22 protein-coding genes are annotated in these 21,365 nt (G+C 51.1%); 5 read left to right on the top strand and 17 right to left on the bottom strand.

Annotated elements, in window-relative coordinates; all coding sequences use genetic code 11:
* Nucleotides 1-19: 19 nt before the first annotated feature.
* The 15 genes from ACTJJS_RS06940 to ACTJJS_RS06870 form a co-directional block, all read right to left on the bottom strand.
* Nucleotides 20-748 carry a metallophosphoesterase family protein gene (locus tag ACTJJS_RS06940; protein WP_343743791.1) on the bottom strand — a complete coding sequence of 243 codons (729 nt, stop codon included), beginning with the start codon at nucleotides 746-748 and terminating at the stop codon, nucleotides 20-22.
* Nucleotides 749-756: 8 nt separating this feature from the next.
* Nucleotides 757-1,302, bottom strand: coding sequence for a 2OG-Fe(II) oxygenase (locus ACTJJS_RS06935; protein ID WP_440663003.1), 546 nt, complete (start codon nucleotides 1,300-1,302; stop codon nucleotides 757-759).
* Nucleotides 1,303-1,313: 11 nt separating this feature from the next.
* Entirely contained in the window at nucleotides 1,314-1,949 is a 636-nt protein-coding gene (locus ACTJJS_RS06930) for a DUF4291 domain-containing protein (protein ID WP_440663001.1), read from the bottom strand.
* Nucleotides 1,946-2,635, bottom strand: coding sequence for an NUDIX hydrolase (locus tag ACTJJS_RS06925; protein WP_168872204.1), 690 nt, complete (start codon nucleotides 2,633-2,635; stop codon nucleotides 1,946-1,948). Before ACTJJS_RS06925 ends, ACTJJS_RS06930 begins: the two co-directional genes overlap by 4 nt.
* 163 nt (nucleotides 2,636-2,798) lie before the next feature.
* Nucleotides 2,799-4,817: a TonB-dependent receptor gene (locus ACTJJS_RS06920; RefSeq protein WP_440663000.1), complete on the bottom strand. Its 2,019-nt coding sequence runs from the start codon at nucleotides 4,815-4,817 to the stop codon at nucleotides 2,799-2,801.
* A gap of 3 nt (nucleotides 4,818-4,820) precedes the next feature.
* Nucleotides 4,821-5,690 carry an urea transporter gene (locus ACTJJS_RS06915; protein WP_440662999.1) on the bottom strand — a complete coding sequence of 290 codons (870 nt, stop codon included), beginning with the start codon at nucleotides 5,688-5,690 and terminating at the stop codon, nucleotides 4,821-4,823.
* A gap of 47 nt (nucleotides 5,691-5,737) precedes the next feature.
* The gene (locus ACTJJS_RS06910; RefSeq protein WP_168872202.1) at nucleotides 5,738-6,439 is read right to left on the bottom strand and encodes a hypothetical protein; all 702 of its coding nucleotides are present in this window, start codon (nucleotides 6,437-6,439) and stop codon (nucleotides 5,738-5,740) included.
* Complete coding sequence (locus ACTJJS_RS06905; protein ID WP_440662998.1) at nucleotides 6,436-7,257, bottom strand: urease accessory protein UreD; 822 nt, start codon at nucleotides 7,255-7,257, stop codon at nucleotides 6,436-6,438. The genes ACTJJS_RS06910 and ACTJJS_RS06905 overlap by 4 nt, the downstream gene beginning before the upstream one ends.
* A gap of 17 nt (nucleotides 7,258-7,274) precedes the next feature.
* Nucleotides 7,275-7,913, bottom strand: coding sequence for an urease accessory protein UreG (ureG, locus tag ACTJJS_RS06900; protein WP_343743785.1), 639 nt, complete (start codon nucleotides 7,911-7,913; stop codon nucleotides 7,275-7,277).
* Between the two features lie 23 nt (nucleotides 7,914-7,936).
* Nucleotides 7,937-8,650 (bottom strand): urease accessory protein UreF, encoded by a 714-nt coding sequence (locus ACTJJS_RS06895; RefSeq protein ID WP_440662997.1) that lies wholly within the window; start codon nucleotides 8,648-8,650, stop codon nucleotides 7,937-7,939.
* Complete coding sequence (gene ureE, locus ACTJJS_RS06890) at nucleotides 8,631-9,143, bottom strand: urease accessory protein UreE (protein WP_440662996.1); 513 nt, start codon at nucleotides 9,141-9,143, stop codon at nucleotides 8,631-8,633. The genes ACTJJS_RS06895 and ureE overlap by 20 nt, the downstream gene beginning before the upstream one ends.
* Before the next feature lie 12 nt (nucleotides 9,144-9,155).
* Nucleotides 9,156-10,877, bottom strand: a complete 1,722-nt coding sequence (ureC, locus tag ACTJJS_RS06885) for an urease subunit alpha (RefSeq protein WP_440662995.1) — start codon at nucleotides 10,875-10,877, stop codon at nucleotides 9,156-9,158.
* Nucleotides 10,874-11,248, bottom strand: coding sequence for an urease subunit beta (ureB, locus tag ACTJJS_RS06880; protein ID WP_168872197.1), 375 nt, complete (start codon nucleotides 11,246-11,248; stop codon nucleotides 10,874-10,876). The genes ureC and ureB overlap by 4 nt, the downstream gene beginning before the upstream one ends.
* Nucleotides 11,249-11,266: 18 nt before the next feature.
* The gene (ureA, locus tag ACTJJS_RS06875) at nucleotides 11,267-11,569 is read right to left on the bottom strand and encodes an urease subunit gamma (protein WP_168872196.1); all 303 of its coding nucleotides are present in this window, start codon (nucleotides 11,567-11,569) and stop codon (nucleotides 11,267-11,269) included.
* A gap of 193 nt (nucleotides 11,570-11,762) precedes the next feature.
* The gene (locus tag ACTJJS_RS06870; protein WP_440662994.1) at nucleotides 11,763-12,182 is read right to left on the bottom strand and encodes a hypothetical protein; all 420 of its coding nucleotides are present in this window, start codon (nucleotides 12,180-12,182) and stop codon (nucleotides 11,763-11,765) included.
* A 78-nt stretch (nucleotides 12,183-12,260) separates the two neighbouring features.
* On the opposite strand from ACTJJS_RS06870, the gene ACTJJS_RS06865 reads away from it, so the two are divergent.
* Nucleotides 12,261-13,145 (top strand): helix-turn-helix domain-containing protein, encoded by an 885-nt coding sequence (locus ACTJJS_RS06865; RefSeq protein ID WP_440662993.1) that lies wholly within the window; start codon nucleotides 12,261-12,263, stop codon nucleotides 13,143-13,145.
* A 109-nt stretch (nucleotides 13,146-13,254) separates the two neighbouring features.
* Complete coding sequence (locus ACTJJS_RS06860; RefSeq protein WP_440662992.1) at nucleotides 13,255-13,686, top strand: hypothetical protein; 432 nt, start codon at nucleotides 13,255-13,257, stop codon at nucleotides 13,684-13,686.
* Nucleotides 13,687-13,858: 172 nt separating this feature from the next.
* Here the strand turns inward: ACTJJS_RS06860 and ACTJJS_RS06855 are convergent, their stop codons facing one another.
* Together ACTJJS_RS06855 and ACTJJS_RS06850 are read right to left on the bottom strand one after the other, a co-directional pair.
* Nucleotides 13,859-15,403: a sulfatase gene (locus ACTJJS_RS06855; protein ID WP_440662991.1), complete on the bottom strand. Its 1,545-nt coding sequence runs from the start codon at nucleotides 15,401-15,403 to the stop codon at nucleotides 13,859-13,861.
* Nucleotides 15,404-15,530: 127 nt separating this feature from the next.
* Entirely contained in the window at nucleotides 15,531-17,657 is a 2,127-nt protein-coding gene (locus ACTJJS_RS06850; protein WP_440662990.1) for a catalase, read from the bottom strand.
* 173 nt (nucleotides 17,658-17,830) lie between these two features.
* Between ACTJJS_RS06850 and ACTJJS_RS06845 the strand changes: the two genes are divergently transcribed.
* From ACTJJS_RS06845 to ACTJJS_RS06835, 3 genes are all read left to right on the top strand, one after another.
* Nucleotides 17,831-18,787, top strand: coding sequence for a hypothetical protein (locus ACTJJS_RS06845; RefSeq protein ID WP_440662989.1), 957 nt, complete (start codon nucleotides 17,831-17,833; stop codon nucleotides 18,785-18,787).
* 64 nt (nucleotides 18,788-18,851) lie between these two features.
* Nucleotides 18,852-19,565 (top strand): pirin family protein, encoded by a 714-nt coding sequence (locus ACTJJS_RS06840; RefSeq protein ID WP_168872189.1) that lies wholly within the window; start codon nucleotides 18,852-18,854, stop codon nucleotides 19,563-19,565.
* Between the two features lie 272 nt (nucleotides 19,566-19,837).
* A complete protein-coding gene (locus ACTJJS_RS06835) occupies nucleotides 19,838-21,364 on the top strand; it encodes a PAS domain-containing sensor histidine kinase (RefSeq protein ID WP_440662988.1) in 1,527 nt (508 codons plus the stop codon).
* The last annotated feature ends 1 nt before the right edge of the window (nucleotide 21,365 follow it).

The following is a 21,365-nucleotide window of genomic DNA, read 5'->3' as shown; positions in this document are numbered from 1 at the left end:
TTAAGTGGGGCCGGGACCATCACGGGTTCCGGCCTTTTTCGGTAGGATATAACAAGTAAGCCGGATCGCTTTGCCATACTTCCTTCGTATCGATGTTCATCGCTGAAAGTCTGCCGGTAAAGGCTGCGCCGGTATCCACGTTGTATACGTTCACCCGGTGCATGGGCATTTCCTCATCATAATTCAGCGTAGGGGTATGACCGATATATATTTCATCGTATAGCAGTAACCGTTTGGGATAATTAACGGCATCTTTTTTCAGCTTCTTATCCATGGATAAAGCCAGTTCCCACAGTGTGCGGTCCCAGTAGCACATGCCTTCGAAACGTTCATACGCCGGGCCATGCATGGAAGCATAGCCTGCATGAATAAACAGCCGGTCATTCTCTTCGTAAAAATTCAGCATCCGGTTAAAGAAAGCCAGATGATGCAGCTTATCCTTTTCCGACAGCTTATTATAACTGGCCACAGTGGCCCTACCGCCATGTTGCAGCCAACTGGCCACCGGCTGTTCGCCTGCCAGCCACATCTCGCACCAGGCGTCGTGGTTGCCTTTGATGAATATGCAGGTATACTGCGCAGACAGCTCCATCAGGAACTGTATCAGTTCAGCAGACTCAGACCAGCCATCTACATAATCCCCCAGAAAAATAAACCGGTCGTCCTTTTCCGGCCCTATCCTTTCCAGCAGCTGTTTCAGTGCTTTCAGGGCGCCGTGAATATCGCCAATAACATATGTGGCAGGCATGATTCCTTCTATTTATACATAATGTCCGACCGAAGCACATACTTGGTACCTGCTGTCAGCAGCGTGCCTTCATGTAGCAACGGATGATAAAAAACAAGCGCCATCCCTGTTTCCGGCAGCACCTCCTCTCCTGTTTTGAAAATAGTGCTGCCACCGGTATAACCTTCATTGAGGTAAATCAGGAAGGTGTACTGGCTGGCTTCGAAACGGTTCCGCACGAAACTGCCGTCCTTATGCATCTTGAAACGCTGTCCCGGACTGTATTTATAGAAACGGAACAGCTCATTCAGGCCGCATGCGGTACGGTTGTCGGTGCCTTGCGGCGCATAGGAACGTAATCTTTCCCATATAAAGGTAGCATAAGCTGCATCTTTATACAACACCCTTTCGTTATTCCGTACACCTTTGATCATCCGTTGCTGCCCTCCGCCTACGTCCACGGTCGCTTCTTCGTAGCCCATGGCCTCGCTGCGGCCTATCAGTTCACGGCATTCCTCTGCGGAAAGAAAATTCTTCAACGTAAAAATCTCCGGGATGTAGGTGTGTTTTTCCATGGCATACTGGTTTAACGTAAATCAATGGTATTGCGGATAACAGCATCTTCCAGCGCGTACAGGCTTTCTTCCGGCACCTCGAGGGCATCAGGGTTACGCTGCAATACAAGGTGCTGTTCCTTTACAAAGTCTGTGATATCTTCAATGGCGACAATCTGCCGCTGTCCAAACTCCTTCAGGATGCTGCCGCGCAGTCCCAGCTGGATGGCCCTTCGCTCCAGTTTGTTGCCATTGGGGTCATGGTCGGGGTCCCATTGCAGGCGTACATCACTGGTTTTTAACGCGGACTGCCAGGCGTCCATTTCGGGGAAAAGCCAGGGTTTGTATGAAGAAGGGACTGCCTTTGATAATATTTCTTCAAAAAATATTTTAGGGAGATGAACAGCCAATACCCGCTCCTGCCCTTCTTTGGCGGCCCAGCCGCAACGGTACATCATCCAGAGGAAATTGGGTTTGATCCACGACATGCGGTCGTAACTGTAGGCATTGCCGCCGAAAGCCTGATGGGCAACGGCATAGTTGGCGATAGCGGGTCGGAAGGCCTGGTACACGACCAGTGTATCGGCAGTCTGTTGGGCGATAAGCTGTTTACCGGAGGACGGTAAGGTTTCCTGCAACTTTTTCCAGGAAACGGTCTTTAGTTTCATGAGACATTAACATTGATCTGAAAACTGTTCTTTTTCAGTTTTTTATTGAATTTATATAACTCGGGGTGACGGTTCTGTAGCCCTTCTCTTTTGGTGCCGGTGTTGATCACGTATTCGGCGTCCAGGATTTTGCGGCGGAAATTGCGGCGGTCGATGGTGGTTTCGAGAATACATTCGTACAGCTCGTGCAGCTCAGTGATGGTGAACAATTCATCCAACAACTCAAAACCCACGGGATCATACAGGATCTTCGATTTTAGCCGTTGCAGCGCCAGCTGGAAAATATCGTGGTGGTCAAATCCAAGCTTCGGCATTTTATGCACATCAAACCATTTGACGTCGTTGGCCATACTGCCCGCGATAATATTGAACCGGGCCGGGTTGATCAGCGCATAATATCCCACTGCGATTACGCGGCCACGCGGGTCCCTGCCGGGATTATCGAACGAATACAATTGCTCCAGGAACACATCGTCCATGCCTGTCTTCGTCTTCAGAATACGATAACAGGTATCCAGAAATGTTTCTTCCATCTGCAAAAAACCACCAGGCAGGGTCCAGCAGTCTTTAAACGGCTCCTCTTTCCTGTTGAGCAGCAGCACGGAAAGTGTATTGTCATGATAACCGAATATCACAAGGTCTACCGCCAATGATGGATTTTTGTATTCGTGAAATAATTTCGCCATACCTGTTTGCGTCATTTTAACGTGAAGTAAGTGATTTTTTATGAAATAGCCTAAAAAACGGGGATTATTCTTTTTCTGGGACAAACGAAAACCCCGGGCTGAAGCCCGGGGCCAGAATGTTGTTCAGGCTGTGTTAAAGCATGTCCCTTATTAAGAGAAGTATTTAAAATCTTACAGCAAGACCTGCTTTCAGGTAAAACGGTGTACCCGGCGTGAAACACATGTCCGTCACAGACTCAGATTCATGTTGCAGGCGGGTTTCGGTTTCAAACTGCGCTTCATTCCAGTTCACGTTGAACAGGTTCTGCGCCTGTACGGTAAACTGGAACTGGCGATGTGTATACGCCAGCATCAGATCGTTGACGAAGTATCCCCGGGCGACGAGGCTGTTGGCTTCATTTGCCGGCCGGTCTTTCATATAACGGTAACGCAGGTTGGCGGAGAAGCCCATCGGCAGATTCACGCCAATACCACCTGTGCTGGTCAGCACCGGCGCCAGCGGTATGTAGTTCTCTCCTTTAGGTCGCCCTATCTCCCTGGCATTGGCATAGTTCACGTCAGCATCGAGATAGAGCCACTTTACTGGCTGGTAACGGACGCTCACATCCACGCCTAAACGCCGCGTTTTACCGGAAGGCTCCACCACCGCTTCATCGCCTACATATACAAACTCCTGTTGCAGGTACAGATACCACAGCGCCGGCTGGATTAACAGGTTAGGCACAGGTTTCAGCACCACGCCTAAGTCCGCGCCGGCTGAAAACGGCAATATGTCTTCCCCGTTCTGCTGCATCACTACCCGTATATCGTTGGAATGGAATCCCATACCGGTTTTCAGGTACCATTGTGCCATGCTGCCGGTGGAGTAGGAAAAATTCAGCTTAGGGCTTACGCGGGTGGCGGTAACACCCGGGTCGCCGTTGGCGGGCTTCAGTTTATCCTGGTAGTTGAAAATAAAGTGGTCTACACGTACTGCGGGACTAATGCGCCAGTGGCCGGTGTGCCAGGTCAGTCCCGTGTAGACGTGCAGGTTAGTTTCACGGCCGCTGCCCCAGGACAGCCTGTTGAGCAAGGTATCACGACGGTAGACATGGTTCAGCTCCAGGTCCCGGATATCATCCAGGCGCAACCCGGCGCCGGACTGCCATGTGAGCCGGCTGTTGCCGATAGTATAGTCATGCGTGTACTGCTGTTCAAACCCATAGATGCTGCGGTCGTCTTTCTGCTGTATCTCATCGCCATACACAGGGTCTTTCAGGAAAAAAGTAAAGTTGGAATACAGGTTGAACTGGTAATGGCTGTAAAAGAAAAAGCTCTGCCACGATTCATCGGCACTGGCCTGATGCTTGTAAGTCAACGCGGCATTGGTACGGGAAGTATTGCCGCCTTCCGTTGGGTCAACAGAGCCCCAGCGGCTGATCAGCCCTTCTGCCACGGCCCTTTCCGGGATCTGGCCGGAGGCGTTCCAGCCGGAAGTAAAAGTGGATGCCTGGAAGGAAATATAGTCTTTATCATTCAGCCACTGGTTGTATTTGCCGAACAGGTTAAAACGGCTGAACTGCTGTTGTACGTCAAACGGGCCATTGGTATAGTTATACTCAGTGGCAATATAGGCGTTACGTTTAGCCGCGCTTTTATCTGCCAGCAGGTTAAACACGCCTGCCAGCCGCATGGTATTAAAGGAACCGCCTTCTGCTTTAATCAGGCTGTTTTCCAGGTGGTCATAGGTGGCAAAGTTCACATAACCGGCAGTGTTAAAATCACCTTTTTCCGGATAATAGGCGCCCTTGCCAAAGTCAATGCTTTCAACGGTTTCCGGTATCAGGAAATGCAGATCGGAATAACCCTGTCCATGTGCATGGGATACAATATTGACCGGTATCCCGTCGGCAGAGATATTAACATCCGTGCCATGGTCACAGTCAAAACCACGCAGGAAGATCTGTTCTGCCTTTCCGCCGCCGGCGTGTTGTGAAATGAACAGTCCAGGTACTTTGCGAAGCAGGTCCTGCGCAGTGTTTACAGGAATCTTCTTCAGGTCAACGTGCATCATCGCTTTTTCTATCCGCGGTGCGCTGACAACAATCTGTTTCAGTTGCGTATGGGCGCTGTCTGCCGGTTGCTGTGCCAGTAGCTGCTGCCATGCGGCCAGCAGCCCAATTGCGAGAAATACTTTTTTCATCTGTCAGTCTTTGATTTTGATCCCCATCTTTTGAAGAAGATGCTGCATTCCCAGGGTAATCCAACAAGCGGCTACAAACGGGAAGGTCAACACAGCCATATGCTGCTGCAGCATCCCCACGTCCAACAATACAGAAAGCACAACGGAAAACAGCACCCATATGCCATCGCGGGGCTTATTGCCGGCAAAGGTAATGGCACACAGCACAGCGTTAAAGCTAAACAATCCCATGTGAATATCCGTGGCCGGCTCCGCAAATTCCAGCGAAATAAAGGCGCCTAACAGAGACGCACATACGCCATACAATCCAGCTGTCGGTGAACTGATAAACACGGCAACAAAGAAGATGATGCCCGCTATTACGCTGCCCTGGAAAATCACTTCGCCGAAACCATTGGTAGCCGTGGTGAAGTCATCGCTGACCGGCATAGTACCGGCCACAGAGGCGGCCGCTCCCGGATGGTATACATGATGGAACAGGTACAGCAATATCCACGTCACCAGGATGAACGGAAAGGTAAATCCGGGCCAGCCACGGCGAATGAACTGATGCTGTAACCACGTGGCCGCCGCGGAGCCCAGCACTATAGCTGCCCATACCAGCGGTACCGGGTTGAAGTAAAAGGTCAGCGCCACTCCCACCAGTGTGGCACTAAAACCGTACAAGCCGGCTTCAATGTCCGCTTCATCATAACGAAGCAGTCTGGCTGTCAGGGTGCCGGTAACTACTGCTACAACGGCCGCAAAGCCCATCAACATTGAATCATAGAAAATTCCTGCAAGAAATAGCGTACCTGTCCACGCGTTGTTTTGAAGCATGATCTGCCCTACCCCCCTGAGGCAGGGAAGCGCAATTGGTTTCCGTTGTGTCACTTTTTTTGTTTAGAGAATAATAAAGATGATTGGTTAGAATTTATTTTTTACCATCCGAGGAACACCATACCGATGCCGCACATGGTGACTACGGCGCCGCCAATGGCGTGTACATATCTTTCGAGTTTATCTGTTTTCAGAAAGGAATAACCATAACAGCCAATCAGTACCATGGCCAGCATGGTAAGTACGGTAGTAACGGTAAAAACACTGATGAGCACCACTACTTCCAGCGAGGAACGGTGAGAACCGGAATAGAACAGTAGCGGCACCAGCGGCTCACTGGGCCCCATCACAAAAATGGCGAACAATATCCAGGGTGTTACCTTCACACGGTTTTGCGGGTAAACGATATCGCCATGCCGGTGTTCGTACACATAGATATCGCCGCCTTCATATACATCGAAATGTTTGTGGGGCTTGTTGAGATAAGCCTGCCGCAGCCCCCACAACAGATATACTACGCCGAAGCCCAGCAGGCACCAGCCGGACATATTGCCTCTTACGTCCTGGAACCACGTCAGCTTCGACAGTTGCCAGCCAAGCAATACGCCAATCAATCCAATCACCACCGAGCTGAGAATATGTCCGAAGCCGCAAAGCACTGTCCAGAATATCGTTTTGGACATAGTCCATTTTTTGGAACGGGACAGCACAATGAATGGCAGGTAGTGGTCCGGGCCGGTGGCAGTATGCAGGCAACTGATTGTCACGGCAGATACCACCAGCGTTGTTAATCCTATATTCATGCAATAGCTGTTTTAAGTGTTTCGTTGACAACTTTATCCCCGGCATGTTGCCAGAAATACTGTTGCATTTTCCGCAGGCAGTTGTACAACTGTTCGCCCCCGTTGCCGAGTATACGTACCACGAGGCAACGGGCGTCCGGTAGCGACACGCCGCCTGTTATGCCCTGCTCTTCCTCCAGCATCTGCCGCAACGCGGTCTGCGGTGTTTCCATATCAGCAGCGCCGGTGTTGATATGCAGCAATGTGGCCTGATGAGTGTACCCTTCCATCTGCCCGATGGCCTGCATGGGCAACAGCTGTGGTTGCAGCAGCAGGTTATCTTTCAGGATGAGTTTCCCGCGGTGGTATATTTCAATGATGTTGTGCAGTTTGGAAAAACGGAACACTTCACCGGAATGTTTGCGGCCGCAGGTAATGATCTCTCCGAAAGTAAACTGGCAGTCGTCTTCCATATGCGCTACAGTATGTGATTTGAATACAGCATTTTCATGCGGCACCACCGGATGCTGCACGTAGCTGAATATGCTCTGTGCTTCCATATGGATACGTTGTTGCTGCTGCGCACCGGTTTTCATATTGAACAACCGCTGATAGGACTGCGACTGTAATTGCAGTTTGCTGTGCGGCTCCGTGCGGATATCGATATCGTAATGATCTCCGTCCAGTATGCCCGGCGAAGAGCTCATCACCATCAGGTACAAAGCCGGGTCCTGCCGGTAGATGCCTACATTGGCCAATTTGAATGGCCGGGTGCAGTAGCTGTCCTTCAGCCAGGAACGCCCGTTTTTGTATCCGCTTATTAATCTAAGTTTGTTCATTATAATTCAATTGCGCATTACCTTACCAATGCCGGTTCTTCGGCTTCTTCCAGCAGGGCGTATTTTTTAATCCAGCCAATCACGGTGTCCAGCCCCTGTAAAGACATCAGGTTGGTAAACACAAATGGTTTGCCTGCACGCATTTTACGGGCGTCCCGTTCCATTACGCCGAGGTCTGCATGTACATAAGGCGCCAGGTCAATTTTATTGATCACCAGCAGGTCGGAGCGGGTGATCCCGGGACCGCCTTTGCGGGGGATCTTATCACCTTCCGCTACATCGATCACAAAGATGGTCACGTCTGCCAGGTCGGGACTGAAAGTAGCAGAGAGGTTATCGCCACCGCTTTCGATCAGTATCAGTTCAATATCGGGGAAACGTGCCGCCATTTCATCCACTGCTTCGAGGTTCATGCTGGCATCTTCGCGGATGGCCGTGTGCGGGCAACCGCCGGTTTCCACACCGATAATACGTTCTTTGGGAAGCAGGCTGTTTTTGGTGAGGAACTCAGCATCTTCCCTGGTATAAATATCGTTGGTGATCACACCCATGTCGTAGGTGTTCATCAGTGCACGGGACAACCGTTCTATCAGGGCGGTTTTACCGGAACCTACCGGGCCGGCCACGCCTATTTTCACATATTTTCTGTCGCTCATAGTAATTATTTCGTTGTTGTTAATTAAGACATATAAAGCCTGGAATACAGCTGTTCATGCTGCATACAGCGGATATCGAAGCCAATGTTGCACACGCCCACGAGGTCCCTCTCCAGTTCCATCGTGGTATTCACCAGCGACCGGATCACCGCCTGCATACGGAACAGAACGTCCTGCCCGTCCAGCTGCCCCAGCGGCACCAGTTTCACAGCATTGGTGACCATGCCTACGGCGGCGTTATAATAAAAAGCATACAATGCTTCCGGTAACGGCACGCCCATCAGGCAGGCATACAGGCCATAAGCGATGCTGTAATGCCCTTCCGCTTTTTTAGCGATGGTTGCGGCTTCGTACTGTTGCGCCAGTACATAGCTTTGCTGCCGGCTGAATATTTTCATCAGCCTTACGCCCAGCTTCTGACTGGCCTGCCGTATCTCTCTGGGCATTTTCAGCGCGGCGGCTTCTTCGTCCAGCGACAGCAGCGCAGCGAGGTCGCCGGCCGCAGCAGCACGGTAGGCCAGGCATACAAATGCGGCATCGTTGTATTGCAGGTTGTTGCCAAGCATATGCTGCACAAACATTTCCGCGGAAGACACATTGTTCACCAGTCCCAGCTGCACGTATGTCTCCAGTCCGTTGGAATGGGTGTAGCCGCCGATGGGCAGCGTAGGATCGGCGAGATGCAACAGGCTGCCCAGGAAGCCGGCTGCCATGATGTTATCGTTCTTTTGCTGCAAGGCTCATAATTTTTGAGAAGAGAGAACTGCCGCCGCTGTTGCCATGCGAATGTGGTTGCACGTTTGCGTTCAACAGGTTGGTGAGTTTGGTATGTGCTTTTTCCGTTTGATACCCGGTGGCCAGCAGCCAGCGATAGATAGGCTCTTCAAAGGGCAACAGCACCTGGTCGTCCTGGATGAAGACAGGCAGGTGTTTGTTGCCGATCTCATAACATACGCTGCCCATTTCCAGCAGCGACCGTGGGGTGACCACGATCGCATCGCTGGGAATGATATCTATCACTACCGCCCTGCTGTCGTCCATATAAAGGACATCGCCGATGCGCAGGCGCTGTCCCTCTTTCAGGAAGCGGATGGCTATCTCCATGCCCCCCTGCGTATGTTTGCGCTGAATGCGTTTGGTGGTTTCATACCACTCCAGCAGCAAGGGGTCTGTGGTACGTCCTTCCAGTGACATAGCGCCGGTATTGCCGATGATTTTATCAATGATCATGATGTACTTTTTTTAGAACAGGAAGTACCGTTGTGCCAAAGGCACGGTATCTACCGGTTCACAGGTGATATGCACGCCATCTACCCGTACCTCGTAGTTTTCGGGATTGACGGTGATCTCCGGTGTTTTATCGTTGTGTATCAGGTCTTTTTTGGAGATGTTGCGGCAACCGGATACGGGCAGCACCATTTTCTGCAGGCCATATTCCGCCACGATACCTTTTTCAAGGGACGCTTTGGAGACGAAGGTGGCACAGGTCTGGTGCATAGCGCGGCCGTGGGCGCCGAACATGGTACGCAGGATCACCGGTTGCGGCGTAGGGATGGACGCGTTGGGGTCGCCCATTTTAGCCGCGATGATCATACCGCCTTTGATGATCATTTCCGGTTTAGCACCGAAGAGGGCTGGTTTCCACAGCACGATATCGGCGATTTTTCCCGGTTCCACAGAACCTACATATTCATCGATGCCATGTGCAATGGCCGGATTGATGGTGTATTTGGCCACGTACCTTTTAGCGCGGAAGTTGTCGCTTTGTGCTGTCGCATCTTCATCGAGGAAGCCGCGTTGTTTTTTCATTTTGTCGGCGGTCTGCCAGGTGCGGGTAACGACCTCGCCTACACGTCCCATTGCCTGTGAGTCGGAGCTCATGATGCTGAACACGCCCATATCGTGCAGGATATCTTCCGCAGCAATGGTTTCCGGGCGGATGCGGGAATCGGCGAAGGCCACGTCTTCCGGGATGCCTTTGCTCAGGTGGTGGCATACCATCAGCATATCGAGGTGTTCATCGATGGTGTTGACAGTATAGGGCCGGGTAGGGTTGGTGGAAGCCGGGAGCACGTTGGGATACATCGCTGCCTTGATGATGTCCGGAGCGTGACCGCCGCCGGCGCCTTCTGTGTGGAAGGTGTGGATCACGCGGCCGTTGATGGCGTTGATGGTGTCTTCCAGGAAACCGGCTTCATTGAGTGTATCGGTATGGATAGCTACCTGCACATCGTATTTATCTGCTACGTTGAGGGATGCGTCTATCACAGCAGGCGTAGCGCCCCAGTCCTCATGTATTTTCACGCCCAGCGCGCCCGCCTCCACCTGTTCAGCGATAGGCGCTTCCGTGGAGCAGTTGCCTTTGCCGAAGAAGCCGAGGTTCATCGGGAAGTCGTCGGCCGCCTGCAGCATTTTGGCGATGTACCATTTACCAGGGGTAACGGTGGTGGCGTTGGTGCCGTCAGCCGGACCGGTACCACCGCCGATCATGGTGGTGATGCCGCTGAAGAGCGCTGTTTCTATCTGTTGCGGGCTGATGAAGTGGATATGCGTATCGATGCCGCCGGCAGTGGCAATGAGGCCGTTGCCGCCGTGTACTTCTGTGGAGGCGCCGATCACCATGTTACGTTCCACGCCGTCCATAGTGTCAGGGTTGCCGGCCTGGCCGAAGCCGACAATTTTGCCGTCTTTGATGCCGAGGTCGCCTTTCACGATGCCCCAGTGGTCGATCAGCACCACGTTGGTGATCACCATGTCCAGTACGCCCTGGTCGCGGGTAGCGGTGCTGGACTGGGCCATGCCGTCGCGAACGGTTTTGCCGCCGCCGAATTTGCTTTCATCACCGTAGTGGTTAAAATCTTTTTCTATTTCGATGATGATATCGGTATCGCCTAAACGAACTTTGTCGCCCGTGGTAGGACCGTACATATTTACATATTGCTCTCTGTTGATGATCAAGCTCATGATTGCTGGTTTTTGAAGTTGGAGGCTGCGAGTTTAGCCATTGCTTTGTCCTTGCTGGATTCGAGGGCGGTATCACCGTTAACGAGCTGGTTGAGGCCGAAGGCACGGCGGGCGCCGCCCAGTTCCACCAGCTGTACTTCTTTTTCTTCTCCGGGCTCAAAACGCACGGCGGTGCCGGCGGGGATGTTGAGTCTTTTACCAAAGGCCAGCGCCCTGTCAAAGCTCATCTGGCGGTTTACTTCAAAGAAATGGTAATGTGAACCTACCTGCACCGGTCTGTCGGCAGTATTGATCACTTTGATGGTGACGGTCTGACGGCCTTCGTTGCAGTGGATATCGCCGTTGGCGAGAAAGTACTCTCCGGGTATCATGTTGAATGGTTTTAACGGTTAACGGATAGGCTGGTGAACGGTGACGAGTTTAGTGCCGTCCGGAAAGGTGGCTTCAATCTGTACGTCATGGATCATTTCAGGAATGCCTTCCATAACGTCTTCCCGGGTGAGGATAGTAGCGCCATATTGCATCAGGTCTGCAACGGACCGGCCATCCCGTGCGGCTTCCAGCAGTTCGCTGCTGATCAGGGCGATCGCTTCCGGGTAATTGAGTTTCAGTCCACGTGCTTTGCGTTTGGCAGCCAGTTCTCCAGCCAGATGAAGCAACAGCTTTTCCGTTTCTCGCGGTGTTAAATGCATATAATTTATTTTAATATATATTTATTCAGGTCTTTCTAAAGAAATTTTGATCGATAGAAGAAAAAATAAGAATATTCTAACTCTTTTTCATATATAATTTTACGGCATTCGTAATGCCCGCTAAGGGCGTGCATTCCCGGCAGGCCCGGGAGCCCTGTGCATCAATAAAAGAAAAAAAGGAAAGGGTGGCAGACTATGCCAGATGGGAAGGAATAATCAGGGTATGGAACATGATAAAACGGGGCACCGGCTTCACTGCGGCATCTGGATGCATAAACCGGTGTTGACCGGTCAGCACGGTGTTATCTGTCGTCAGGAACAAAGCCTGGTAATAAGCAGCAAAAAGCGTAGTAAAACGTTGAAACCGGGAGACATGAAACACATCGCTCTCATCGTCAGAAGTCTCATCATTCACAAAAGAAAACAACTGCAAAAAATCGAGACAGTCTTTTGTTGATAACAAGGTATCCGAACAATTTTTTCCTGCGTCGTATGATTGGTTAGCGGCCCTGGCAGACAATAAAGGAGCTTTGTTGTGGCCCGTGAAAGTAAACCCGATCAGGAAAAACAGTAATAATATGTACCGAACGATGGCTTTCATTACAGGTTGCAAGGTAGATGTTTAAACGAACGACGAATAGCACAAATCCCGCATTTTATTTCACAAATCCCGCTACCTTTAGCAACGGATATGAAATCATCAGTTAAGTTATTCACCAACTTCGAATACAAAAAATCCTTCCTCCCGGGCGTATCCAGGCAGGTGCTGTTCAACGATGCGCAGTTGCAGGTATACCGCATTGAAAATTATCTGCGCAACATTGTCATTCCCGTGCCTCCCTACCGCACGTCGTTCAATTTCCTGCTCTTCGTTACCAAAGGCACCATTGTTCAACAGCTGGAAGTATCTTCCTATAAACTGGAAGCCAACTCTGTACTGCTGATCAAACAGGGAAGCATCACCGCTACACTTGAAATATCACCGGATGCCACCGGATTTTTTATTGTTTATGAAAATGAAATCATCAACCGGCTGTCGCTCAACAACAGCCTGCTTAATTTTTTCTTTGCCACTCCTTTTGTGACACTGTCTGCCAAAGCGGTGAAATGGCTGGCACACCTCAGCGCGCTGCTGGAAGAGGAACTAAGCCTCATCAACGGCTCCATGGAAATATGTGTGCCGCTGTTCCGCGCCCTGCTCAATAAAATACTGCTGCACGAATCGCCACGGCCAGTGGCGCTCAACCGCAGCCTCGACATATCCCTGCGCTTCCGGGAAAAAGTACAACGCCATCATCTCCGGGAAAAAACAGTGGAGTATTATGCCCGGCAACTTAATATCTCGGAAAACTATCTTAATAAATGTGTGAAAGAGGCCACTGGCAAACCGCCCAAACAATGGATCAACGAAATCAGCATCCTCCACAGCCAGATCCTCCTGCAAGACCCTGCCCGCGACATCGCCAGCATCGCCTTTGAGCTCAACTACCAGTCAGCCTCCTACTTCACCCGCCTGTTCAAACAGGTCACCGGTCTCTCTCCTTCTGCCTATCGTAAAAAGATCAAAGTCAGTTAAACCAATAACAGGCTTTTTATGTTTTAAGGAAATTTTAAGCCGTTGCCGGTCAACTTTTGGCCCAATGGCAAGGAAATTGAATTAACAGGCATACAAAACATTAAAACACATGAAAAAGTTAATCGCTGCTATCGCTATTATGTTGGCCGTATCTCCGGCTTTCGCCCAAACGGCCCCTACTGCACCTGCCGCCCCCGCTCCTGCCAAACAGGCCCCGGCCAAACCAGCCAAAGCGCCCAAAGTGGTAGCTGCCCCGGAACAACGTGCTGCCCAATACGCGGATGAACTGAAAACGAAACTGAATCTGACAGACGATCAATATAAAAAAGTACTGGCTGTCAATACAGAATGTATTCGCCGCAAAGACGCACTGAAAGCCTCCGGCCAGAAAGACGGCAACGGTAAAAAAGAAATTGCCGCTTACCGCAAACAACAATACCAGACCATTCTTACTCCGGACCAACAGGCCAAACTCAAAGCCCTGAACGCACAAGGTCATGGCAAAGGCCAGAAGGACACAGACGCCGGAGAAAATAAGTAGATAATCAAATAAAAAAATAAAAGAGGCTATCCCTGATAATGGATAGCCTCTCCTATCGAGACTCGGATAAGATTATTCCAGTCACCATATAACCTACAACTGTTACACTGTTAGTAACAAGTCACAAAGGTACAACTCCAAATTTTAAAAACACCTTTTACTTTCCTCGAGGTTACCGTCTATTTTCCGGCCACGGCAAAGGTTTTCCACTCGCTTTTAATATCGGCATCGGTGCTTTCCACTGTTGCAGCTGCTGAGACAACAACGTCAGCAACGACCGCGCCCGGTCGGGATAAACCGCCGACAGGTCTCGCTTTTCACCGATATCCGCTATCACGTCATATAGTTCTGCACTACCCAGTTGCTGGTCGTACACCACTTTCCAGCGGCCTTGCCGGAGTGCGCTTTTATAGTTGATGCCCGGTCCTCCGTCCGGAATCCATTTATTCGGATAATGCCATACCAGCGTACGCACGGAGTCCATTGTAGCCGGCTCCCGCAGCAGCGGCACAAAACTTTTACCGTCAATCTGCTGCACGGCATCGTACAGTTCTATACCGGCCATCTCCAATATGGAAGGAAAGAAATCCTCTATTATCACATACTGTGAAGCCACGCTGCCGGCCTTCGTTACGCCCGGCCATTTCACCAGCATCGGTTCCCGGACACCACCTTCATATACAGACCCTTTGCCTGCACGCAAAGGCAGGTTCTGTGTATGCCTTGCACCGCCCCGTGGCGGCGCAAGGCTCAGCCCACCGTTATCGCTCATGAAGAGAATGATGGTATTGTCAGCGATCTTCTGCCTGGTGAGATAATCCATCACCTGTCCCAGACTGGCGTCCATGCCTTCTATGAGCGAAGCGTATTTGGCCTCTGCCTCGTCCAGCCCTATGTCCAGGTAATGCTGATAGTAACGTTTGTCTGCCTGCAAAGGCACATGCACCGCATAATGCGCGAGGTAGAGGTAAAAAGGCTGTCGTCTGTTGACCGGCTCGTCCAGCGCTTTGAGCGCTTCCCGTGTAAGCGCTTCCGTGAGGAAGGTACCAGTGCCGTAATACTCTTCCAGGTCAGGCACCGCCTGTGCCGTGGCCTTACCAGGCATATTGCCGTAATTCTCCTCCGACAGGTAGCTCTGCGGATGACCGGCCGCATGACCGGCGATATTCACCAGAAAGCCCATGTTGTACGGGTTGGCGCCCGGCGTGCCCATAGCGCCCCAGTGCGCCTTTCCGGCGTGAATGGTATAATAGCCGGCACCTTTCAGCAGGGCGGGCAACGGGGTGGCATATACGGTATGCGGCACGCCCGGCACCGGGCTAAAGCCATTGTGGTTCCAGGGAGCGCTGTCCAGCGTATTGTCCGGCGCATCGGCGTTCACGTCCTTACGTGGCGACGTCCAGTTTGTCACGCCGTGATGTGCGGCATTCATGCCTGTGATCATGCTCACCCGCGACGGTGTGCATACCGGTGTGGCGTAGGCATTGGTGAACTTCACCCCTTCCCTGGCCAGCCGCTCCATATTTGGCGTGCGAAAACGTTTGTTCTTGTCCGTTAGCCGGTCCCAGAAAGGAACGGAAGTATCTTCCCAACCCATATCATCCACCAGGAATACAATGATATTAGGTTTCGGCTTTACCGGCCGCGGGTCTTTGAACTGGGCGGACGTACAGACGGCAGCGGCCATCAGCGAGCAGACAAGAAGGCGTGTTTTCATACGATTAAAGATAATCACGCAAAGGCGCAAAGCAGCAAAGCGCGCAAAGATTTTAATAAGACTAATAAGAAAGCAAAGAAGCGGAGATCAAATTTGACCTCCGCTTCTTTGCTTTCCTATAGTTGTCTTAGCGACTTTGCGTAACTGTTTCACGTTCCCAGAACCTATGTTGCGCCATCGCTGCTATAAACGCTTTGGGCTGTCCGTTTACTACCACGCCCGGCGCTTCCTGCGGCGGCACATGCGTCGCTTTGAGCACCTGCAAGCCCTCTCCGGCCACAGCAATGGGCTTACAATGACGGTATGCCTCATTGATAAACCGGATAGCGTCCGGATGTTGTTCCAGTACCGTGGCACTGTCAGCGCCACCTGGCACATACACGGCATCAAAAAGCACGGATGCTGCCACCAGCAAGCTTTGATCAGCTTCCACGCTGCCACTGCCGGTGGTTTTAACAGACCCCAGCCTCGGCGCGATGAGCTGTACCTGCGCACCGGCTTTCAACAACGCCTCTTTCATGGCTGTAATACTGTTAGCCTCCACGCCGTCGGCTATGAGGAACGCCACCTGCCTGGTTTTTACCGTGTCTTTCACGGTATGTGCCATACTCAGGGCATCGGACTTTTCTACCGGTTGCTTTACCGTATGCGGCTGATACGCTGCCGGATCGCCATCGGCCGGAATGCTGTGGTTTATGGGTTGTTCCGGTTGTGCCGGCACCGCAAGGCCCAACCCTTCTGCTACAGCCGTGGCCAGGCCATTGTCTACCTGCGACAGCAATCCCACCATTCGCACACGTATATCCACGTCCGTTACTTTCCCCAGCTCAAAACGCAGCGCGTTGATGAGATGCCGCTGTTCCGCCGGTGACTGGCTGTGATAGAACAAGGCAGCCTGACTGAAATGGTCGAAGAAACTTTTGCTCCGGCCACGGATTTTTTGTCCGTCGATGCGCTCGGTGTAAGAACTGAAGCCGCCATCGGCGATCTTTGCCTGGAACGGGCATCCGGCGCTGACGGTATTGGGCTCATAAGCGGTGCCGCCCCGGTTGATGGTTTGCCGCATATGTCCGTCACGCTGATTATTATGCACCAGTGCCACCGGCCGGTTGATCGGTATTTCATGGAAGTTGGGGCTGCCGAGGCGCGACAGCTGCGTATCGAGATAAGAGAACAAACGTCCCTGCAACAGCGGATCATTGGTAAAATCGATGCCCGGCACCAGATGCCCGGGATGAAAAGCCACCTGTTCGGTTTCGGCGAAAAAATTGTCCGGGTTACGGTCCAGCACCATCTTACCGATACGTTTCACCGGCACCACTTCTTCCGGAATAAGCTTGGTAGGGTCCAGCAGATCGAAAGGATATTTGTGTTCGTCTTCTTCCGGGACGAGCTGCACGCCTAGTTCATATTCCGGGAAGTTCCCGGTTTCAATAGCATTCCACAGGTCCCGCCGATGGAAATCAGGGTCTTTGCCGGAGATCTGCTGCGCTTCTTCCCAGGCTACGGAATGCACTCCCAGCAAGGGCTTCCAGTGGAACTTCACAAAACAGCCCTTGCCCGCGGCATTGATCCACCGGAAGGTATGCACGCCAAAACCTTCCATCATGCGGAAACTGCGGGGAATAGCCCTGTCGCTCATCACCCACATGATCATATGCATGGTCTCCGGCATAATGGAAACAAAATCCCAGAAGGTATCATGTGCGGAGGCCGCTTGTGGCATCTCATTATGTGGCTCCGGTTTCACGGCATGTACAAAATCGGGGAACTTCACCGCGTCCTGGATAAAAAATACCGGCATATTGTTGCCAACCAGGTCGTAGTTGCCTTCGTCCGTATAAAACTTCACTGCGAAGCCCCTTACGTCCCGCGCCAGATCGGTAGACCCGCGGGAACCGGCCACTGTAGAGAATCTTACAAATACCGGGGTACGCCGGGCCGGATCACAGAGAAACCCGGCTTTGGTATAGTCCGCCATCGACTCATATACCAGGAAATACCCATGGGCACCGGCTCCACGGGCATGCACGATACGCTCGGGTATACGTTCGTGGTCAAAATGGGTGATTTTCTCCCTCATGATAAAATCTTCCAGCAGGGAGGGGCCCCGCTCTCCTGCCTTCAGCGTGTTCTGATTATCGTTGATACGAACGCCCTGGTTGGTGGTCAGGTACTGGTCCGCCCCATCTTCAGTGTGCGGCGCCAGCTGCTCCGCCTTCTTATCGGGCAGTACTGTCTTTTTCTTTGCCATGGTTATCCGGGTTTAAATGGTGAGAAACAATTGCTGATAAGGTCACAGATTTTATACCGGAGTTAACAGCCTGAACCCTGCTGATTGTATAAGACGTTTTAAATATTATATTTGCGGCATTAACAATCAAATTACCCCGGTCATTTGTTTAATCCAATAATCACCATTTCACTATGAACAAAAAGTTCCTTTATGCGGCCATTGGTGTGGCTATGCTCTCTGTATCTGTATCATGTGATAACAGCAAAGGCGGCAAAGGCCCCGCAGCCGCCTATGAAAATAATTCCGTAGAAAAGGCCAGCCATGTCATTGAGTACACCAACCTGTTGATTGATATAGCCAACAAACAAAACAGCTATATCACCCGGGTAGCCGAGAATGTGGACAAAATTGAAAAAGGGCTGAAGAACCCTTCTGACCATTTCGCTTTTATCGGTATTATTACTCCCACTTACTTTGATATGCCCAGAGGTATCAACAAAGTAAAAGCAGATGAGCCGGTAGATGAACTGAGCAGCGCCGATAAAACCTTCTTCAAAGAGAAAGTGCCTGCCTATTCCGCCAGTTTCAAAAAACTGCAGGAGCAGTACAAACAACTGAGCGATTACCTGAAAGCGGAAGACTTTAAAGATGACAAAAGCGCTAAAGGCTTTGCCCTGGTGGATTCTATCCGCGCCAGCACCCAACAGCTGATGGCCGACAAGGCTGTCCTGATGAAAAAAGTCAATGAAATCGCTGACGCCAGCGAAGCCATTGTCCTGAAAGAGAGCCCGCTGAAAGACTACATTCTCGCCATGAAAGCCGACCTGAAAACCGTTCGCGATTTCGTGGAACTGGCTGAAAGCAGCGAAGGTAATTACAACGCCATCAAACAGAAAGCGGAAGCAGCATATGCTGCCCTGGAAAAAGCCAAAGAAGAGCACAGCCAGCTGAACCTGGACAATGCTAAAAAAGAAAACAAGGATGGCTATTACAAATCTTTCTATGACCGTGTGAACGACTTCCTGATAACCGCCAAAAAAATCATGCGTGACAGCGCTGAAAAAGGCAAAATAGATGAATACCAGGTAGACTCCCTGGGTAGAAGCTACGACAGCCTGATCAGCAGTTACAATTCTTTCAATAGCTAATTTTAAAGAAGAAGCAAAGCCTCCCGGCTTTGCTTCTTCTTTATTGCACTCAACCCCATTGACTATGAAAACACAGTACTTCCCTGCCGGTGAAAGAGGGGTAAAAGACATCGGATGGCTGAAAAGCAACTTCTTCTTCAGCTTCAGCGACTTTTACCATCCCATGCGCAGCGCCTTCGGTACGCTGCAGGCTTTCAACGATGATTTTGTGGCTGCCGGAAAAGGCTTCGGTATTCATCCGCATGTGAACATGGAAATTATTTCCGTGCTGCTGAAAGGTAAAATGAACCACAAAGACACATTGGGCTACAGCACTAAAATAGAAGCCGGCGGCGTACAGATCATGAGCGCCGGAGAAGGACTAAGACATGAAGAATACAATGTAGGCGAAGGCGACGTGAATTTCCTTCAGATATGGATACAGCCCAAGTTACAGAACATCACGCCCCGCTACCAGCAAAGAAGTTTTCCCCGCAACAAAAGAAAGAACCGCCTCACCACCATCGTTTCCTCTGAGGAAGGCCTGGACCACTGCTGGATCAACCAGAACAGCCGGCTTACCCTGGGCTACTACGATCTGCCCGGCTCTGTGCCGTATAGCCTTCATCCGCTTAATAAATGCCTGTTTATCTTCCTGATAGAAGGCACCCTGAAAGTGAACAACCAGGTATTGCATCCCCGCGATGCCATCGGTATCTGGGAAGTAAGCGAGATCAGCCTGCAACACGGTGAAGAGACCGAGTTCCTGATCATAGAAACCCCCATCAATCAGAAATAACCGGTCGGTTATTCTCCCCGTAAACTTTTTACCGGATTAGCCATTGCGGCACGTAATGCATGAAAGCTCACCGTGGCCATGGCAATGATCAGCGCGGCAATGCCGCCGGCAGCAAATCAATATACCAATTCCACAGTCCTATCAAAATGATAATTATACCAATTAAAATTTAACTTTATCTGTCCAATTGTGAAAAGAGATTGTCCGAAATCGGACGACCTGTATTTTTATAACAATGGATTCCTTATTTTTATAGAGACCCTTTCAAACCCATGACCATCACAAGCACGGCACGTATGCCAGGTTTTGAGCTGCTCTTCAATCATGCTACCCAGGGCATACTCCTGGTAGACGGGGCCGGCCTGATTCAGGCGGCCAATCCCTGTTTTCTGGAATGGAGCGGCCATACCGCCGAAGAAGTACTGGGCAAACCGATGGACACCTTGCTGGCCGGCGATATCCGTTCATGGCTACGTTGCAAAAACGGACAGGCGCTGCCCGTAAAAGTAAGCAGCACTTCCTATCTGCAGGGCGACCAGCATCACCAGATTTATTTCGTCACCGATATTTCCACGCAGCAACAAACGGCTGACGCGCTGAAACGCGCGCAGGACGCTCAACAGCTGGAAGCGCATATCATGGCCGGGAAAGAGTCTGCCTACAGACGGGTCAGCAATTTTCTCAATAGTATCTGGACCAACCTCGATGCTATTCTGATTGTCACCGAACCGATGGGGCATATCCGTTTCTTTAATCCTGCCGCCGTAAAAATGCTGGGCTATCCCGCCCGTGAGGTGACCGATACCGGCTCCCTGATACAGTTTCACGACTTCCAGGAGCTGGAGTACCGTGCCGCCAAACTATCGGAAGAGCTGGGACAACAGGTAGAACCAGGCTTCGACAGCCTTACCGTCAAAGCGCGGCTCAACCTGCCCAATGAAAACGAATGGACCTACATCCGTAAAGACGGGACCAGGTTCCCGGTGGCATTAACAGTATCAGCTATACGGGATGAAAACCAGCAGATCACCGGCTACATTGCCATAGGCCTCGACATTTCAGCCCGGCGCAAATCGGAAGCAGAACTGCGGCAGGCGCTGGACAAGGAAAAAGAGCTGAATGTGCTCAAATCCCGGTTTGTGTCTATCGCGTCGCATGAGTTCAGGACACCGCTCAGCACCGTGTTGTCATCGACTTACCTGCTGGAAAAATATACCACTACAGAAGACCAGCCCAAACGACTGGCACATATCCGGAAAATAGCTTCTGCCGTGCATTTGCTGACCGATATCCTGAATGACTTCCTGTCGCTCGGAAAAATCGAGGAAGGCAAAATACAGGTACGGCCGGCGCTCACCGACACACGGAAACATATTGAAAAAATTCTGGCAGAAGCCGAAGGGCTGAAACGGGGCAAACAACAGGTGGTATACAGCCACGAAGGCCCCGCAGAAAGTACATTCGACGGTAACCTGCTTCGCCATGTGCTCACCAACCTGGTGTCCAACGCATTAAAATTCTCTCCCGAAGAAGGTATCGTTTATGTACGTACGTTATCTACGCCCTACCGGCTTACCTTGTCAGTAAAAGATTGCGGCATCGGCATTAAATCAGAAGACCAACAGCACCTGTTCGAAAGATTTTTCCGCGGCAGCAACGTGGAAAACATTCAGGGCACCGGCCTCGGCCTTCATATTGTGGCCAAGTACACGGAACTCATGAAAGGACAGGTTACTTGTCACAGTGAACCAGACAAAGGCACCGAATTCATCGTTCATATTCCCACCCCCAAAACCTGAC

Source organism: Chitinophaga sp. 22308, assembly GCF_052045305.1.
Lineage (GTDB): Bacteria > Bacteroidota > Bacteroidia > Chitinophagales > Chitinophagaceae > Chitinophaga > Chitinophaga varians_A.
This window is presented reverse-complemented; position numbering and strand designations above follow the sequence as displayed.

Bases quoted from the DNA above. Each gene is read 5' to 3' on its own strand.
- ACTJJS_RS06940 (WP_343743791.1), bottom strand. From the start codon at position 748: ATGCCTGCCACATATGTTATTGGCGATATTCACGGCGCCCTGAAAGCA.
- ACTJJS_RS06935 (WP_440663003.1), bottom strand. From the start codon at position 1,302: ATGGAAAAACACACCTACATCCCGGAGATTTTTACGTTGAAGAATTTT.
- ACTJJS_RS06930 (WP_440663001.1), bottom strand. From the start codon at position 1,949: ATGAAACTAAAGACCGTTTCCTGGAAAAAGTTGCAGGAAACCTTACCG.
- ACTJJS_RS06925 (WP_168872204.1), bottom strand. From the start codon at position 2,635: ATGGCGAAATTATTTCACGAATACAAAAATCCATCATTGGCGGTAGAC.
- ACTJJS_RS06920 (WP_440663000.1), bottom strand. From the start codon at position 4,817: ATGAAAAAAGTATTTCTCGCAATTGGGCTGCTGGCCGCATGGCAGCAG.
- ACTJJS_RS06910 (WP_168872202.1), bottom strand. From the start codon at position 6,439: ATGAATATAGGATTAACAACGCTGGTGGTATCTGCCGTGACAATCAGT.
- ACTJJS_RS06905 (WP_440662998.1), bottom strand. From the start codon at position 7,257: ATGAACAAACTTAGATTAATAAGCGGATACAAAAACGGGCGTTCCTGG.
- ureG (WP_343743785.1), bottom strand. From the start codon at position 7,913: ATGAGCGACAGAAAATATGTGAAAATAGGCGTGGCCGGCCCGGTAGGT.
- ureE (WP_440662996.1), bottom strand. From the start codon at position 9,143: ATGATCATTGATAAAATCATCGGCAATACCGGCGCTATGTCACTGGAA.
- ureC (WP_440662995.1), bottom strand. From the start codon at position 10,877: ATGAGCTTGATCATCAACAGAGAGCAATATGTAAATATGTACGGTCCT.
- ureB (WP_168872197.1), bottom strand. From the start codon at position 11,248: ATGATACCCGGAGAGTACTTTCTCGCCAACGGCGATATCCACTGCAAC.
- ureA (WP_168872196.1), bottom strand. From the start codon at position 11,569: ATGCATTTAACACCGCGAGAAACGGAAAAGCTGTTGCTTCATCTGGCT.
- ACTJJS_RS06865 (WP_440662993.1), top strand. From the start codon at position 12,261: ATGAAATCATCAGTTAAGTTATTCACCAACTTCGAATACAAAAAATCC.
- ACTJJS_RS06860 (WP_440662992.1), top strand. From the start codon at position 13,255: ATGAAAAAGTTAATCGCTGCTATCGCTATTATGTTGGCCGTATCTCCG.
- ACTJJS_RS06855 (WP_440662991.1), bottom strand. From the start codon at position 15,403: ATGAAAACACGCCTTCTTGTCTGCTCGCTGATGGCCGCTGCCGTCTGT.
- ACTJJS_RS06850 (WP_440662990.1), bottom strand. From the start codon at position 17,657: ATGGCAAAGAAAAAGACAGTACTGCCCGATAAGAAGGCGGAGCAGCTG.
- ACTJJS_RS06845 (WP_440662989.1), top strand. From the start codon at position 17,831: ATGAACAAAAAGTTCCTTTATGCGGCCATTGGTGTGGCTATGCTCTCT.
- ACTJJS_RS06840 (WP_168872189.1), top strand. From the start codon at position 18,852: ATGAAAACACAGTACTTCCCTGCCGGTGAAAGAGGGGTAAAAGACATC.
- ACTJJS_RS06835 (WP_440662988.1), top strand. From the start codon at position 19,838: ATGACCATCACAAGCACGGCACGTATGCCAGGTTTTGAGCTGCTCTTC.